This is a genomic window from Halomonas sp. R57-5 (assembly GCF_900070345.1).
GTDB lineage: Bacteria > Pseudomonadota > Gammaproteobacteria > Pseudomonadales > Halomonadaceae > Vreelandella > Vreelandella ventosae_B.
The window spans coordinates 196,871-213,144 of sequence record NZ_LN813019.1 but is presented as its reverse complement, the minus strand read 5'-3'; the positions used below and the strand labels follow the sequence as shown (position 1 = coordinate 213,144).

The 16,274-nt window shown below is 55.1% G+C and carries 13 protein-coding genes and 1 pseudogene; 6 read left to right on the top strand and 8 right to left on the bottom strand.

What is annotated here, in order from left to right; genetic code table 11:
• Positions 1 to 20: 20 nt before the first annotated feature.
• Positions 21 to 479, bottom strand: coding sequence for a MerR family transcriptional regulator (locus tag HALO_RS01025; RefSeq protein ID WP_092490796.1), 459 nt, complete (start codon positions 477 to 479; stop codon positions 21 to 23).
• Positions 480 to 565: 86 nt separating this feature from the next.
• On the opposite strand from HALO_RS01025, the gene HALO_RS01020 reads away from it, so the two are divergent.
• From HALO_RS01020 to HALO_RS01005, 4 genes are read left to right on the top strand one after another with little or no spacing between them, the layout of a single operon-like run.
• Positions 566 to 2,752: a heavy metal translocating P-type ATPase gene (locus HALO_RS01020; protein WP_050712860.1), complete on the top strand. Its 2,187-nt coding sequence runs from the start codon at positions 566 to 568 to the stop codon at positions 2,750 to 2,752.
• Complete coding sequence (lspA, locus tag HALO_RS01015; RefSeq protein WP_016916426.1) at positions 2,749 to 3,252, top strand: signal peptidase II; 504 nt, start codon at positions 2,749 to 2,751, stop codon at positions 3,250 to 3,252. Before HALO_RS01020 ends, lspA begins: the two co-directional genes overlap by 4 nt.
• Positions 3,253 to 3,256: 4 nt before the next feature.
• Positions 3,257 to 4,789 (top strand): apolipoprotein N-acyltransferase, encoded by a 1,533-nt coding sequence (lnt, locus tag HALO_RS01010; RefSeq protein ID WP_050712859.1) that lies wholly within the window; start codon positions 3,257 to 3,259, stop codon positions 4,787 to 4,789.
• A 53-nt stretch (positions 4,790 to 4,842) separates the two neighbouring features.
• Positions 4,843 to 5,886: a L,D-transpeptidase family protein gene (locus HALO_RS01005; RefSeq protein WP_016916424.1), complete on the top strand. Its 1,044-nt coding sequence runs from the start codon at positions 4,843 to 4,845 to the stop codon at positions 5,884 to 5,886.
• A gap of 126 nt (positions 5,887 to 6,012) precedes the next feature.
• Here the strand turns inward: HALO_RS01005 and HALO_RS01000 are convergent, their stop codons facing one another.
• From HALO_RS01000 to HALO_RS00980, 5 genes are all read right to left on the bottom strand, one after another.
• Positions 6,013 to 6,918 (bottom strand): hypothetical protein, encoded by a 906-nt coding sequence (locus HALO_RS01000; protein ID WP_016916423.1) that lies wholly within the window; start codon positions 6,916 to 6,918, stop codon positions 6,013 to 6,015.
• Positions 6,919 to 7,432: 514 nt separating this feature from the next.
• On the bottom strand, positions 7,433 to 8,521 hold the full coding sequence (locus HALO_RS23695; protein ID WP_092490795.1) for a TniQ family protein: 1,089 nt from the start codon (positions 8,519 to 8,521) through the stop codon (positions 7,433 to 7,435).
• Positions 8,521 to 9,405 (bottom strand): TniB family NTP-binding protein, encoded by an 885-nt coding sequence (locus HALO_RS00990; RefSeq protein WP_050712857.1) that lies wholly within the window; start codon positions 9,403 to 9,405, stop codon positions 8,521 to 8,523. Before HALO_RS00990 ends, HALO_RS23695 begins: the two co-directional genes overlap by 1 nt.
• A complete protein-coding gene (locus HALO_RS00985) occupies positions 9,402 to 11,330 on the bottom strand; it encodes a Mu transposase C-terminal domain-containing protein (RefSeq protein WP_050712856.1) in 1,929 nt (642 codons plus the stop codon). The genes HALO_RS00990 and HALO_RS00985 overlap by 4 nt, the downstream gene beginning before the upstream one ends.
• Positions 11,323 to 12,003, bottom strand: coding sequence for a heteromeric transposase endonuclease subunit TnsA (locus HALO_RS00980; RefSeq protein ID WP_050712855.1), 681 nt, complete (start codon positions 12,001 to 12,003; stop codon positions 11,323 to 11,325). Before HALO_RS00980 ends, HALO_RS00985 begins: the two co-directional genes overlap by 8 nt.
• A 141-nt stretch (positions 12,004 to 12,144) precedes the next feature.
• Between HALO_RS00980 and HALO_RS00975 the strand changes: the two are divergent.
• Positions 12,145 to 12,807 (top strand): annotated as a pseudogene (locus tag HALO_RS00975) (ATP-binding protein); the annotation flags it as partial.
• Between the two features lie 22 nt (positions 12,808 to 12,829).
• Here the strand turns inward: HALO_RS00975 and HALO_RS00970 are convergent.
• Positions 12,830 to 13,408 (bottom strand): NADPH-dependent FMN reductase, encoded by a 579-nt coding sequence (locus HALO_RS00970; RefSeq protein ID WP_035581937.1) that lies wholly within the window; start codon positions 13,406 to 13,408, stop codon positions 12,830 to 12,832.
• A gap of 219 nt (positions 13,409 to 13,627) precedes the next feature.
• On the opposite strand from HALO_RS00970, the gene HALO_RS00965 reads away from it, so the two are divergent.
• A complete protein-coding gene (locus tag HALO_RS00965) occupies positions 13,628 to 14,938 on the top strand; it encodes an esterase-like activity of phytase family protein (RefSeq protein ID WP_050712853.1) in 1,311 nt (436 codons plus the stop codon).
• Between the two features lie 165 nt (positions 14,939 to 15,103).
• Here the strand turns inward: HALO_RS00965 and HALO_RS00960 are convergent, their stop codons facing one another.
• The gene (locus tag HALO_RS00960; protein WP_050712852.1) at positions 15,104 to 16,075 is read right to left on the bottom strand and encodes an alpha/beta hydrolase; all 972 of its coding nucleotides are present in this window, start codon (positions 16,073 to 16,075) and stop codon (positions 15,104 to 15,106) included.
• Positions 16,076 to 16,274: the final 199 nt, after the last annotated feature.

The following is a 16,274-nucleotide window of genomic DNA, read 5'->3' as shown; positions in this document are numbered from 1 at the left end:
CGTGGGGCGTAGCGTTAGTGCTAACCCAAGTCGTGAGCCCCTCCGTGCGATTTTTCAGTGATACAGAGCTGATGATCACTGATGACCTCAATGATTCGGCAGCTTTCCMCTTTACCACCGGCACACTGTGTGACCATCCGTTGAAGCTCCTCACGCAGTATGGACAGTCGTTGAAGGCGGGACTCCACTTTCTTTAGGTGATGCGTGGCGATGGCATCGACTTCTTGGCAAGGCATATCAGGTTGATCTGACATGGCCAAAAGCTCTCGCACTGACTCCACCGAAAAGCCAAAGTCACGGGCATGACGAATAAAGGTCAAGCGCCGCACAGCGTCGTCTCCATAGCGGCGCTGTCCTCCGCCGGTTCGTGTCGCATCGCGCAACAGCCCAATACGCTCGTAATAGCGAACCGTTTCAGGTTTGCAATCGGCTCGTCGTGCTAACTCACCAATGCTGATACTTTGCCCCATCATCGACATGGTAAAACTCCTTACGCAGGGCTTGAAGCTGTAGTTGCTACAAGGTTTACACTTCAAAACCATAGCTCATTGGGAGAAGAGGCACCATGAAAACATCAACGCAGGCGACAGCGCCTACCGTCTTGACACTGCGTGTTGAAGGCATGGACTGCGGCGGTTGTGAGCGCAAGGTTGTGTCGGCGCTAGAGCGGCTGGACGGCATTGAGGAAGTCACGGCAAGCTCCGTCACAGGATCGGTGAAGATTCACCAGCGCGATCATGGAGGCCCCTCGCAACAGACCATTGAGGGCATCCTGAACGAACTAGGCTATCAAGTGACTTCCCCTGCTGGCCAAACACGCGCATCTGGTGCTTCATCCTCTTGGTGGCAAACCGCTAAAGGGCGCTTGGTCATTATCACGGGAAATCTGCTGATCGTAGCCTTCGCGCTTCGTTTAGCATGGCCTGCGCTGGGTAATGTGCCGTTCATTCTGGCCACGCTGGTCGGCTTAATGCCCATTGCGCAGAGTGCCTGGGGCGCCCTCAAAATGCGCAACCCCTTTACCATCGAGATGCTGATGTGCATCGCTGCGGTTGGCGCATTGGCCATCAATGCTGCTGCTGAAGCTGCGATGGTCGTGTTCTTGTTCGCCGTAGGTGAGCTACTCGAAGGGGTAGCTGCGTCACGGGCGCGCCGCAGTATCTCAGCCTTGGCAAACTTAACACCCTCAACGGCGAGGCTGATGGACAACGGCCATCTGCGTGATGTCTCGGCGGAGTCACTTAAACCCGGTCAGCGTGTGCTGGTGCGGCCCGGTGATCGCGTACCCTGCGATGGACGCATCCTGGTGGGCACCTCCGACATTGACGAGTCGCCGGTAAACGGCGAGTCCATACCTCGTTCGCGAGCGCCTGGTGATGACATTTTTGCTGGCACAGTGAATCTTGATGCCGCCCTGGAGGTGGAGGTAACACGAGGCGCTGATGACAATACGATCGCACGCGTTATTCGTCTGGTTGAAGAAGCACAGGCCGCCAAGGCACCGATAGCACGCTTTATTGATCGTTTTGCGTATTACTATATGCCCGCCGTCGTCTTACTCGCCCTACTGATGGCGATAGTGCCACCGCTGGTATCGACCATGGCATGGTCGGAGTCGATTTACCGTGCGTTAGCATTGCTGTTAATCGCATGCCCCTGCGCGTTAGTCATTTCCACCCCTGCCGCCATCGCCGCCGGTCTCTCGGCGGGAGCTCGGCGCGGACTACTGATCAAAGGGGGAGCCGTTCTTGAACAGTTAGGTAAGCTTCGCTTGGTGGCATTAGATAAAACGGGCACCCTCACTGCGGGTACCCCAAGAGTCACAGATGTGGAGTCTTGGATTGCTGAGGAAGACGATAACAGCGTATTGCGGCTCGCCGCCGCAATAGAGCGGGATTCCAGTCACCCTATCGCCACGGCTATCGTTGAGCATGCCCGACAGTCGGGCATCAACCTCCCCACCGTCACCGGCGGCCGCGCTCTGGCGGGGCGCGGTGTTTCCGGCCAGGTGGAGGGTCGCGAGCTGAGCTTAATGACGCCTCGTCACCTTCACGAGAAAGTCATCCTTGAGGAAAGTCTCAGTGCTCGGATTGTCGCGTTAGAAGAAGCCGGTAAGAGCCTCGCTCTCCTCGTCGAAGGCGAGCGTTTACTGGGCTTGATCGCGGTTCGCGATGAGCCACGCGAAGATGCCATGGAAGGCCTAGCGGCGCTATCCCGTTTAGGCGTACAGGCGGTCATGCTCAGCGGTGATAATGCCCGCACCGTCGCTGCCACGGGGGGTCGCTTAGGCATTGAAGCGTACGGCGAACTAATGCCTGAAGACAAGGCAGCGTATGTTCGAGACTGGCAAGCGGCAGGCCGTGGCCCCATCGGTAAAGTAGGCGATGGCATCAACGATGCACCGGCACTCGCGGCAGCAGATGTGGGTATCGCGATGGGGGGTGGCACGGATGTGGCGTTGGAAACCGCCGATGCAGCCTTGCTCAAGAACCGCGTTACCGGCATCGCTGAGCTGATAGACCTCTCTCGTGCCACGCTGCGCAATGTGAAAACCAACGTTGTTCTCGCCCTTGGCTTAAAAGCCATTTTCCTAGTTACAACGGCGCTGGGTATTACCGGCATGTGGATTGCGGTGATGGCCGATACCGGTGCTACCGTCCTGGTGACGTTGAACGCCATGCGACTGCTGGGTTMCCGCTTTTCGCCCAGTACCGCAATGACAGGCCTGTCACAAGGAAAAACAACGTCATGAGAACAGCGCCAAACGATAGCCCTTCACGTCGCTGGCCATGGTTCACATTAGCTTGCGTGATGGCTCTAGCCGATCAACTGGTCAAGGAAATTGTGCATGCCCAGATGTCGTTTGGCCAAGTCATTCCGCTAACGCCGTTTTTTAACTGGGTTTATACCGGGAACACAGGAGCCGCTTTCAGCTTTCTCGCAGAAGCAGGGGGTTGGCAGCGCTACCTCTTTCTTGGTTTAGCGTTGGTGGTGGTCGTCGTATTGGTTGTGCAGCTATGCAAACCCCTGTCGCGCTTGGAGGCCTGTGCGTACAGCCTGATTCTTGGCGGCGCGCTCGGTAATACTGTTGATCGCTTAGCGCGAGGGTACGTCGTCGACTATCTGGACATTTACTGGGGCGAATGGCATTGGCCCGCCTTTAACATGGCCGATATCGCGCTATTTGCCGGTGTATTGATGTTCGCGGTGGCGTTATGGCGTGAAAGTCCTGCTTTTAAGCGCTCTGAGTAACGCTATGGATGTGGTCGATAAAGATAAAGAATATACGCTTTTTGCTGGGCGCTCCTCACCAATAGTCGATTGCGTTGTAGCGCTCGCCGCTGGGGTGCTGACCACCTTGAGTGCCGCCCCCTTTTCCCTATGGTGGCTTGGCCCAGTGAGCGTGGCACTGGTCTATTGGAGAATAGCGTCGCTAACGCCCGCCATGGCCACCCTGCGTGGGTGGTGCTATGGGGTAGGCCTGTTCGGTTCAGGCACGTCGTGGGTCTTCGTTGCTATTCACGATTTCAGTGGCACCGGGGCCTTGGTGGCGATGCTCCTCACCACTCTTTTTGTCAGCGTCCTGGCGCTCTTCTTTGCAGTCCCCTTTGGGCTCTATCGACGCATCACGGGGCCACGGTTCGCCTTTCTTAGCTTTGCCGGTATGTGGGTGGTGAGCGAATGGCTACGCACTTGGATGCTCACCGGCTTTCCCTGGTTATTGCTGGGCACCTCTCAGATTGATTCTCCACTAGCCCCATGGGCGCCCGTTGGTGGTGTGTACTTGCTGTCACTCATGACCGCGCTGACAGGTACGTTAGGGGTAGAGGTACTGCGTCGCCGCTGGAGTTTCCTTGTCCCAATGGCCGCCTTGTGGATCGTTCCATTCCTATTGCCCGCCCAATGGACAACCCCGGCTGGCAAGCCCATCCGGGTGGCATTGCTGCAAGGGAATCTTGACCAGCGCATTAAGTGGACTGCCCAAGGGCAGCGCGAAGCGATCAGTATCTACACGACGATGACACGGGAGCAAGCAAGGGATATCGATCTCATCGTTTGGCCTGAGGCAGCCCTTCCCATGCTTGAGCAGGAAGCACAGCAAATACTTGAGCAAGTAGCGTCCGACCTGGGGCCTGACACCGCCTTGTTGACCGGCATTTTGCAACGCGACAGTGAAGGGCGCTCTTATAACAGCGTCATAGGGCTAAATGATGTGCAGGGCGAATACCAGAAGGCGCACTTGGTGCCCTTTGGCGAGTATTTGCCATTCCAAAGTCTCCTCGCTGGCACCCTTGCTTTTTTCGACTTGCCAGTACCTCGCCTGACCCCAGGGTCAGGCGAACAGGCTCCGTTACACGTGGCTGGAGCCMCCATTGGCAATGCCATTTGTTACGAAATCATTTTTGCCGACCATGTCGCCCAACAGGCGCGTAATGCCGAGCTGCTATTAACGGTTTCCAACGATACGTGGTTTGGGCGCTCCATTGGCCCACACCAACATCTTCAAATGGCGCGTCTACGTGCCTTAGAAAATGGTCGTCACCTACTTCGAGCTACCAGTAATGGCGTGACGGCCATCATCGATTCACAAGGTCACGTCACAGCCCGTGCCCCACAGTTTGAACAGGCCAGTTTAACGGGCGAGGTGACCCCGATGCAGGGCCTAACTCCTTTCACACGCACCGGTAGTGGCCCCGCTTGGATACTCGCTGCGGTGCTGACACTGCTCGGGTTACAACTGAACTTATCTCGATCAAAAAACGACGCATTAGATGAAAAAGGAACCTAGCGATGCTCTTGGCAAAGAACGCAGCAATACTTAAGAGATTCCTCCCATGGCCAATGCAGATCGGCTTCATCGTGAGTGTGATGGTTTCGTTTCTGGCATGGCTCCCTGTCGCCATGGCGGCACAACCTTCCACTGCCCAGGAGACGGAATGGCCCAAGGGGCATTACCCGCTACCTGAGGAAGGCAATATTATCGGAGAGGCTGACACCTTCATCGTGAAGAATTACGAGGATACTCTGATTGATATTGCCAGACGTCACAACCTTGGCTACCAGGAGATTGTACGTGCTAACCCAGAGGTCAGTATTTGGGTGCCCGGAGTGGGTACTGAAGTAACCATTCCAGGACGCTTCATCCTGCCGAATGTCGAGCGTACTGGGGTCGTCATCAATATCGCCGAGCTGCGGCTTTACTACTACCCAGATGTCAAAACCGGTGAGACACCGCGCGTTGAGACCTATCCTATCGGCATCGGTCGCGAAGGGTTTGATACACCCCTTGGTGTGACCGAGACCACCATGAACATTAAAAACCCCGCATGGTACCCGCCTGAGTCGGTAAAACGTGAAGCGGAAGCACGCGGCGAAACCGCACCAAGCGTTGTACCGCCCGGCCCCGATAACCCGCTAGGAGACCATGCCATCATCCTAGGCTTCGATGGCTATTTGATTCACGGCACCAACCAGCCCGATGGCATTGGCATGCGCGCAAGCCGAGGTTGTATCCGCATGTTACCCAAAGACATCGAATCTATATTTGACCGCATTCCACCCGGCACCCAAGTCAACATCATCAATCAGCCGATCAAGATAGGTTGGGAAGGCGGTCAGCCGCTGATTCAAGCCTTTCCGCCGCTTGGAGAAGAAGAGCACAGTATGACCGCACTCACAGAGACCATGACACGCCTTAACCAATACAATGTCGATAACGTAAACCTCGATTACGAGCAGCTCAGCGATGTCCTGTCACTCTCTAACGGGCTTATAACCCCACTACATCCAAAGCAGGAACAGGAGCCACAGCGCCACAGCCCAGAAGAGAAGGCTATCAAGGGCATTTATGAAGACCTGGTTTTGACGTCATCTCAACGGTCATGACACGCCTTTTGGCACCCCGTTGAGCCCTGGCATATAGGTAGAGAGCCATAGCCCCGTCCAAACGGCGGGGCGACATTCGCCTACAGAGTCGCGGGGCCCTCCAAGTGACTGCGCGCTATCAGTGTCTTAGCACTCAATATCCAGAGGCAGCCAGTAGGTAACGCCACCCACTACCACCTGTATCCCGTCTGTCGTCCGCTCTACGGTCTGTTGTCGAAGCATTTTCTGCGTTAATTTTGTGTCATGGAAATACTCCATGGCAGCAACGATCCATGCCTCCCTCCAGGCCTCTCCTTGATCAGCACACCGGGCCATCGTCATCAGGGTGCGGGCTAGTGTTTCTTTTCGCCGCTTTCTTGCCCGTTTTACATCCACCCGAGGAGCCAACGTGGTGGCATGTTGGCGATTTAAGAAATTAGTAAACCCCGTGACCGAGGCTGCTTGTCCGGGCACCGCATGCAAATAGTTGTCCACATCGCCCTGTTGAGGCAGTCGCTGCCCCTCCCGGTCAGTAGCGAGKAGCAATGCGGCTGCCGCTCTTAGTGCAAGTCGTGCGGAGGTGTGGGACGTTTTGCCCGCCTCTATACGGGTTTCCAATTGCAGCCAATAGGCTTGCAGCACTTGGTCTGATAGCGAAGCGAACGGCATAGAACTGAGACACGCTTGAATACGTCTTTTCTCTGAGTCGATCCGCTTTGCTTGGTGATCCGGCTCTACCCCTTGCTCTTCATGCAACCATCGCATGGGAAGCCTCACACGCCGCAAGCCCTCCGCCCCGAAGTGATGAAGTAGCTCCGAATAGCTCGGTATCCGTGACCATGCCTGGTCGAGCTCAAGGAAGAACGAGAAGAAATGATTGATCTTGAGGGCAGCCTTATGCGGCCCAGTGATACGAATCAGCCATTCACCAAATTCCCCAAAGGCCTCACTTAACGCTTTGGTAGTGATACCGGCTTGGCCAATGGTGATGCGTTTACGGCATGTTCGCGTCCAATAGCAGGGCTCACAGGCATCACCTCGACCCGCTGGCATGGGATTACCACACGATGGGCAGGCAATTTCCCCTTGCTCATTACAGGCTTTGCACAACGCATCCCCGTTGGGTGCCACCACCAATAAACGATGTCGACGACATGCAGAACAGGTACCGTGGTCTGCTGTCGAACAGCGTGGACATAAGCGATGATCATGCCCCATACGCGCCACTCGGGTAAGACGTTGAGATGCTTTCCCACACGCCTCGCAGGGCTCTGGTTCTTTGAAATAGGGAGCGCAGGCGATACAGACAGGGCCGTAGGGAGTGACCTTGCCGATGTTGTAGTCTGAACTGGCTTTTCCACATCGTGCACACGGTTTGTCAACGTTGCACTGACGACAGACGGCGTCTGGGTCATTCTTAGGCAGACGGGCTAACTCACCACATCGTGGGCACATCCGCCGCTTAAACACACGAGCATAGCAAGTTAGTAGCCGTGCCCTTTATGGCGTCGCCACAATTTGGAGACTTCTCGGCCACACTCATCGCAGTCGACCGTTTGGTGTTGATTCAAGAGGTTGGCTCCGCTTTCATTCTGCGTTTTAAACGCGCCCATGAGGCTCTAACAGCGCGTTCCGACATGGGGCGACAAGCCGGGGGAACACGGCGGCGATGCGGCCCATGAGGGTGGTGAGATAACCGTGATAGCAGCGGCAACAACACAACGGGGGGCGACCTTCGGGGATCATGAAGCGCGCTCGTTTTGACATTGCACGCGACCAGAACGCTGAACGTTTCTTCAAGGCCCATACTGAGCAAGCGTTCCAACGCTACCAATAAGGCACTACGCTCGCTGACAGCCAGCAGCTCAAACGCCAGGCCAGACACAGGCATTCGGCAATCCGTAACCGAAATGCCCAATGAAAGAAGCGCATCGGCCAGGGGTGACACAGGCCGCCGACTTGCACGCCGTATAACGCCAATAAAAAAGGCCACCATAGAAAMCCAATCGGCGGGTGCGATAGAGGCCTGCCTAAACGTCACCTTATCCTKTTCTAACACACGATCAGCCATCACTTGAACACTGAACGCTTCAGGTAAAGGCGACGTGCATACCGCCTTTCTAAAATCGTTATGACACCGGCTGCATTGAGCTAAATGTTGATCTTCCGCTGTCAGGCGATGGGGCTCTATAGGGGCCTTGCATGCTGGGCACTCATCTACCAGCTGCACCCCATGAAAGCGGCACCCAGTGTGCCAAGCGAATCGCCAGTGCCGGCGCAAGTAGGGGGTTGAGTCCTCTGCCAAGCACAACGTGCATACCTGTTGTCCTCCATGGCGGGTTCGATTTCGGCTGCCGAGTGCCAACAACCAGGGCCAAGTCCGGGTTTCCGGTAACGAGTAACCGACCACTTTCTCACAATCGTCCCGCATCCCCGCTTTCTGAAACTTAGCGGAAGATATCCCCGAGGCATTCACTAATGGGCGCATTCTTGCGAGGGGTATTTCCCTATCAATGTCCCTCGTCCATATACGCCATGTTGGCCAAATAGCCCCGGTGAGCGMCAAAGGATCACACCCCTGTCGCAACGCCGCCCGAACGAGCCATGATGAAAGGGACTCCTCAGGCAGCAGGGGCACACTCAGCGCCCAGGTCATTACAGCATCACTTCCCTAATGCCACGGGTGGGCCGCACCCATGATTTACTCTGAATAATTTTCTCATCGATGCACTCAGCTCCAGACAAAATAGCGGCATTTGCACACTCAATCAGCAGCCGGTGCAGGTCACCCAAATTACCGCCAGAAATCGCGTGGAGCTGGGTCGCCAATTGGGGCTCATGCAGTTGGGAAGGATGTTTGAGAGGTAATATCTTCTCAAAGCCAGCGAGCAGCTTCTGAAACTCCTGATTGAGCTCCCACTTTGGTAACGCGACCACATCAAAGCGACTCGCATGCTGTGGGTCTGAATGCAGCACACGCACAGCATCTTGCGTCCCCACACCAACGATGGGAATCATTAGCTCATTGCATAAAAGCTTAATGGCATTCATCGTTTCGCGCTGCTTAACAGCACCACCGGTTAACAGAGAGTGAAACTCATCGATGATCAGTAAGCGCGTATGGCAAGCACGCAGTTGATGAATCACCTGGTAGCGCAGCTTGGGAACAGGATCTGTAGGCCGGTAGGGAGCCCAGAAMCTCTCTAGCACTGCGATATACAGACTTTTCTCATCGGCACTCGGGGGAGCCTGAGTGACAACAACAGGCTTCACGGGCTCTACGTCTTCATTCACGTAGCCTTCACCGTACTGCTTACGAAACCGTTGAACGATGGTTGTCTTTCCGTTGTTGGAGTCACCCACGAGCAAGAGGTTAGGCATACGAGGACGACTGGGCTTCTCCATCAACCCACGCATGACCTCAATGACACGATTGGCCAATGGATAGCCCAACCAGCGCGGTTGATCCATAAACTCCATTCGCTCTTTAGCGGACAGCCCCAAGACGTGACGAAGATCAGGATGAAGGTGTGTGCTCATGCTATGTCCCAGTTCACATCGATATCACCCGTTAAAAGACCGTCCCCTTGAGCGGGTGTCTCTTTAGGGGCCGCAGTTGAGGGCGCATGTAAAAGGGGATCTGCAGGCGTCACCTTCTTCTCATGCTCTTTACGTCGTTGTGCCTGACGGCGMCTTCGCTTAGTACGTGCTTGCGACTCCTCCACATGGGTTCGCAGCTCACTAATAGCGCGTAGAATTTCAGTCTCATTGACCGAGTTTCTTCCTTCCTGCCGAAGGCGCGCTTTAGCTTGGGCATACTCCCAAACACTCATCGRGGGGAGGGCAAGATTGGCAAAGGGCACGCGAAAATAGTGCCCGAGCTCCGGGTCTTTGAACCAAATGACACTAATGTCGCGAGGGTCGCGCCGGAAAACAAAGGTGCGTTTCTTGTCTGGCATGTCTGGATCTTTGGCATTGATCCAAGGTCTTAGCGCTTCATCGTAATAGTTTATGCCATCGATGGTCACACCAAAGGTCTGGATCGTACGCTGAAAGCTGGGCAAAAAATCGAGCAATACAGAGAGCCTGTCAGCAGGCCTCGGCGCTAATCCCACTCCCTGCACATCCGCATTGCCAAACACACCAATTTCCCACTTTTTCATCGGCGACATACCAATCCCAGAATGAAGGCGCTGGTGGTAAACCTTGCAAATCAACGTCACCAGCCACTCTTCAAACTCGCTTTTCGTCATGGCCGCGTGCTTCTCTGGATCGTATCCCTCTTTCTCTTTAATGGAGGAGAAGGTCGTCCCAGGCAGGTTATGGATTTCCTTTAGAAGAGAGCCCAGTACCCGCTCAATGTGGCCACCATAACGAGGCTGCTTAACAGGCCGAAACTCAAGGTTGACCCCATAGGCTAGGCATGAGCGCCGAAACGTCTCAGAGCGAAAATCTGGGCCGTTATCGACATGAATCGTGGCGGGTGTGCCCCATACCGGCCACTCAGCCTCCACATTATGCAGKAGCAACCACTCATCTTTAGGAAGCATGGAGTGCGCCACACACATGCCGACAGATGTTTCAGAGGGCGGGTCAAACGACAAGTAATACCCCGTGACCATGCGAGTAAACACGTCCATGGCCAACGTAATCCATGGGCGACCAATCGGCTTGCGATACACGTCATCGACCAAAATAATATCGGCAGGCGTGTGGTCAATCTGCATAACGGCTAACGGATAGTCCGCATTGGGAAATTTTCCGGCAGCCGGCTGGAACTTGTTAATGGCTTTGTCTCTAAAACCATGGCCACGCAACCGGTCACGCTCTGGGATATCACGCAGACGAGCACGAACGGTACCAGGGCTCGGCGGGTCGATGCGCCGTTCATGGCAGCGCCGCATGACTTCCTGTACCGCTTTTTGTGCGGACGGACGCTGCAGCGTCAAATACACCTCTTTGATGACTTCCTGAATCACTGCCTCGGCATGCGCGGGAATACGCGACTTTCCCTTCTTCCACCCTGGCTTTTGAGGAATCAATGCGAGCACCGAGCCCGTCGCTTTATACCGCTTCAACCAACGGTAGATCGTAGCCGTATCAACCCCCGTTTGTTTCGCACGCTCCTCCGCTGCATCCCGCCCCACCGTATGGCGATCCACCAAGGGCTTAATGATGGAAAAGCGATGCTCGGCCTCCCGCCAATCGGCATCCCCAATCTCGGACATATCCTGCTCAGGGGATACGGACCCGCTATTGAGAGGCGCTAGTTCTTTGATGCGAAGCGGGCAACTACGCCCGGACTCAACGGCAATGCCAATGACTGTCTCAAAATCGAGCACCTGGGAAATTCGGTAAACGGTGCCATCTTTCTGAACCTGCTCACCCACCATAATCTGCAAGTGTTGGCGTGTTTGGGCGACGCCGTTATTGGGTTCAGTTGCGCTGCCACGATGGTTATTCATAATCGGGTACCCATACCTCCGATAGAGGACTGAAGGATTGGGCCATATCGCAATCTAACTGCCGAGTCGCCAGTAGATGCCATAAATGCGCAATCCCCTCTGCCCGGTAAATATCGCCCATAAAGTGCCGAGAAAGCAGGTAATCCAAGGTCGCCACCCCCATTTCCCTCACCGTGTTGAGGACTGCCTGGCTTTCGACAGAGGGAAACACCATCCGCTTGTAGCGCGCTAGGAAGGTAATGTTGTCCAAGGTCTTATCACGAATGCGGCTTTCATCATGAATGCGAAACGCCCAGCCCTCATTGTTGGCATGCCGTATCGCCGCCTTCCATTTAGGCGACCATTCACGCCAATGTGCTTGCCACTTTTCCCGTGGTTTGMCCTCCACCAGGAGAGGTTTTGGGTAATCCCTGTAATGACGGTTACCGAGACGGTAATAAACCAAATAGTCAGGTGTGTAGGTGTAGCGCCTACCGGTCACGGGATGATGAAACGGGATCTCGCACGGCTGGGATATCACACCAAGGACGCTCACATCAAAGTCAGCCTTGATGAGGAAATCACGTTCGAGCGTCGACTCGAACGCAATAGACTCCTCCCCGCGAAAGGCATAGTAGCCAGACACACTTCGTCGGGTAGGGCCGATTTTACGAACGGATGTAGGCAGTGGCATGGGCAGTCGCACCAAATGTTGAATAAAACAAGACCTGTCGCATCAATTGCTATTAATTCTGTCGCACTCAATCCTGTACAGACTACCATAATAGCCCGATATTACGCCCTGAGGGTCGCACTAATTGCTGAAAATGACAGCGGTTCAAAACCCAAACCCGGCGAGATATCCCTTGCTCACCACGGCGTACTGTTCTTGGACGAACTGCCGGAGTTTTCCCGCCACGTGCTAGAGGTACTTCGGCAACCGCTAGAAACTGGAGAAATTCATTTAGCTCGCGCCAGCCATGAACGCCGATACCCAGCTCAGTTTCAATTGGTAGCCGCAATGAATCCCTGCCCCTGCGGCCACTTGGGCGACCCACGCCAGCGCTGTCAGTGTACCGCCAGCCAAATCCAGCGTTATCAAGCACGGCTTTCCGGGCCATTGCTAGACCGTATCGATCTACAAGTGGAAGTGCCCGCGCTGCCGCCAGAGCAGCTCACCGCACAAACCCAAGGCGAGTCGTCAGAAGCAGTGCGCGAGCGGGTGATGGCCGCCCGAGAACGCCAAATGGCCCGTGGCGCGCTGAATAGCCAGCTAAGCGGCAAAGCCCTGGAAGCCGCCTGCGCGCTTAACGATGAAGAGCGCGCTTGGCTGGCGGGCGTGCTGGAAAAGCTCAAGCTCTCCGCCCGCGCCTATCATCGCGTACTGCGCGTAGCCCTTACCCTTGCCGACCTTCAGGGCGAACCCAAGCCCACCCAACCGCACCTGATTGAAGCAATTGGCTACCGACAGCTGGATCGGATGCTAAAGGGGGCGTAAGCCCCCGAAAGCCACTGGACGGTTAGTGGGTGGAGGCCAATGAGTTCACTAGGCGCTGACACAGCGCATCCAGCTTCTGCCCCGTGGTTTCATCGTGTAACGCGCCACTATCATTGAAGGCGCTGCCCGCTTTCGCCAGCGACAATGGCTGTGGCAGCACGATCAGCCCCAGATTGGCTAACAGTTGCTGACCAAGGGGCAGCGCACGGATGCCSCCTAGCCCACCAGGGGAAGCCGATACCAGCGCTGCCCACTTACCGGCAAATAACTTGAGCCCCGGCGTATCCTGATAGGGACGTGATAGCCAGTCCAGCGTGTTTTTCAGCAGCGGCGTGATAAAGCCGTTGTACTCCGGCGAAGCGATCATCACCGCTTGGTGATCCGCCAGAATCTCACGCAGCTTCAGCACATTCTCCGGCACGCCCTGGGCTTCGATATCCTCATCAAACAGTGGGCAGGGGTAATCTTTTAAATCGATAAAGGTTGCTTCCCCGCCAAGCGCCTCAATACGCTTGGCGGCCAGCTTGGCTAGCTGCTTGTTCAGTGACGCTTCTCGGGCACTGCCTGCAAAGACCAGTACCTTTTTGACCGATGATCCCATTGTCATTTCCTCTTTGAATAATGTATTTGAAAGCCACACTATTTATTAATATTTACGCCTGTTGAGCAAGACGTATTTTACGACTCAGGGCCAGACTCGACGTGAAACCCTGCTGCCATTAAAACGTCTGCTCTTTGTCATTCAACTATCACTATTACGGATGAAAATTAGCAAAAGCTGCACCTGCTCTAATTTTTCTTCCTAAATGGTGAAATAGTGATGACAAAGCCGTTACTAGCGACTGCTCTACTCGCCTTTGCGTTTACCAGTGCGGCACACGCCCAGCAGAGCTTTCCCGCCACATTGTCCGGCCATGCCCAGCTACCCGGCAGCACCTTTGTGGCGGCTCCTTCCGGCGCCGCTGAGCATTACAACGTCTCCGGCCGTTTTACTGGCCAAGAGGGCCGTGTTGAGCAGTTATATACGAATATGCAAGCCACCGGCTTAGCGCTACCCTTCCCCAGCCAGCCTCTGCAGGGTTTTTCTGGTATTCGCTCGCTTGGCGATGACCGTTTCCTGGTGTTGACCGATAACGGCTTTGGCTCCAAGGCGAACTCCTCCGACGTCATTCTGATGTTTAACATCATAAAGACCGACTGGGACACTGGGCGTGTCATCATTGAGGAAACCGTTCAACTCTCGGATCCAAACCGCAAGGTGCCCTTCCCGATTATGAATGAAGCCACTCCTGGTCGTTTTTTAACCGGGGCTGATTTCGATATTGAATCGATACAGCCGGTGGGCGATAGCTACTGGATTGGCGATGAGTTTGGCCCGTGGATTATCCAGGTCGATAATCAGGGCGAAGTGCTGCAAGTGCTGGCCACCAATCCTGGTGGGACGCTGATGCGCTCCCCCGACAATGCCTTTGCCCTCACCCCGAACCCTGGCGCGCCTCTCGCTGATGATGTGAGAGTGTTTCGCTCCGGTGGTTATGAGGGCATGGCGCTCTCCGAAGACCAAACAACCCTCTACCCCTTACTGGAAAAGCCCATCTGGGATAGCAACGCCAACGCCCCGGAAACGATTGATGGCACCCCCGTATTAAGAATGTTCGAGCTCAACACTAAAACCGGCGAATGGGGCGACACAACCCGCTACTACCCCTTGGAATCAGCGGATCACGCCATCGGCGATTTCAACCTCATTGGCGGAACTCGCGGCTTAATCATCGAGCGTGATAGCCSCCAGGGCGACCCGCGAGAAGAGTGGGCAGACAATCCTGCCGAATTCAAACGCATCTATCTCGTCGATCTCGAACGTACGGACGAGCAGGGTGTGCTTGAGAAAATCGCCTATATCGACTTGATGGACATCCAGGATCCAGAGGGCCTTGCACCGCGGGGCACGATCAACGGCACCTTTAACTTTCCCTTTGTGACCATTGAGAACGTGGATCGTGTCGATGAGCGCACCATCGTGGTCGCCAACGACAATAACTACCCGTTTTCTATTGGCCGCCAGCAGGGGCGCGCCGATGATAATGAGCTGATACTGCTCGATGTGGAGGCATTCTTGAACGCTCAGTAATATACGGGGAAACGTGCACATCGGAAGGTGAAAGCACTGAATAAATCCATAGCGGAATTTATTCAGTGCTCGTGACGTCTAGGAATTCATCTCACCAATGTGTTTTATACCCCCTTTTGGCAACAATCCCTCACAAAAACGAATTACAAAAACTACTTACAAAAACTACTTACAAAAGCTGTCTACAAACGCATCCAGCGCTTCAAACAGCACTTCACGGATGGGGTCTGCCTCATTCACCAAGTGGTGGCGAGCTTCCGGGTGGCGATGAATTTCGGCATTGGGAAACTTCTTCGCCAGAATCGCTAAATTCCACTCCCAATCGACGGTCAAATCCTGCTCGCCCTGGAGTATCAGGGTAGGCAGTGGGTTGGGCTCCTGCGCCAGCAGCCGGGGCATCCAGCGGCGCATCGCACTTACCCAGGCAACGCTTAATCGCTCGGGCTGCAGCGGGTCACCTTCGCGTAGAAACTCGGTGAACTGCTCGTCGGTGGAGTTAGGTCGATATTTGCGCGGCAACTCTTTTAAGAACGGGCTGGCAATCAAGTGCAACCAGCTTGTTTGGCTCCATCCCCAAGGCCGCACCAGGGGCGCCAGCAGCACCAAACCTGACCAGCCGGAAGCCTCACGGCGAGTGAGCGCATCGGTGGCCAGAATCGCCCCACCGGTACTCTGGCCCACGCCTAACCACGGCTCAGGCGCCATGCCTTGGCTCTTTAGGGTCGTCTGCAGATGGGCCAGACAGTGTTGATAATCATCGAAGTCTTCTATTTCCGCCCGCGCCCCGCTGGAAAGGCCGTGACCGGGAAGATCCCACAGCACCACCCGCCAGCCCTTAGCCAGCAGGCGTTCAAGCAAATGGCGATATAACCCCATATGATCAAAATAGCCGTGCACCACAAAGGCAGTACCCACTGGCTGCGAGGGGCTCCACACCTGGCACCACAGCGCAAAGCGTCCCGTATCGATAAAGCCTGCGTGCACTTCACTGGTATCTAACAGCAGTGCTTCTAAGCCATAGTGGTGGAAATAGCCTTGCAKGGCGTCTGCCAATATTTCCCCTGGCAACAAGCGGCTAAGGGCGGTATCGCCCGAGGCGTGGCGAAACAAGCCTTCCAGATGTTGGAAATCACGCATCGTTGTTTCTCCATAACGCCATTGTCCGTTGGCCTAGGCGCGGCAGATGGGTCGCGCTCCCAACACCTAATGCCTAGTCATTTGGTCGAGCATTTTAGCGCATTAGGGTCTACGCTGTTTACATGCCCGAGCAGGTGTGGAATTATTTTCCATAAATGCATTTTAATCTGCCCGTGGCCAACCATGTTCTAAAGAACAG

What these genes read in the sequence shown, in the direction of transcription:
- HALO_RS01005 (WP_016916424.1), top strand. Translation starts at nt 4,843, where the DNA reads ATGCAGATCGGCTTCATCGTGAGTGTGATGGTTTCGTTTCTGGCATGG.
- lspA (WP_016916426.1), top strand. Translation starts at nt 2,749, where the DNA reads ATGAGAACAGCGCCAAACGATAGCCCTTCACGTCGCTGGCCATGGTTC.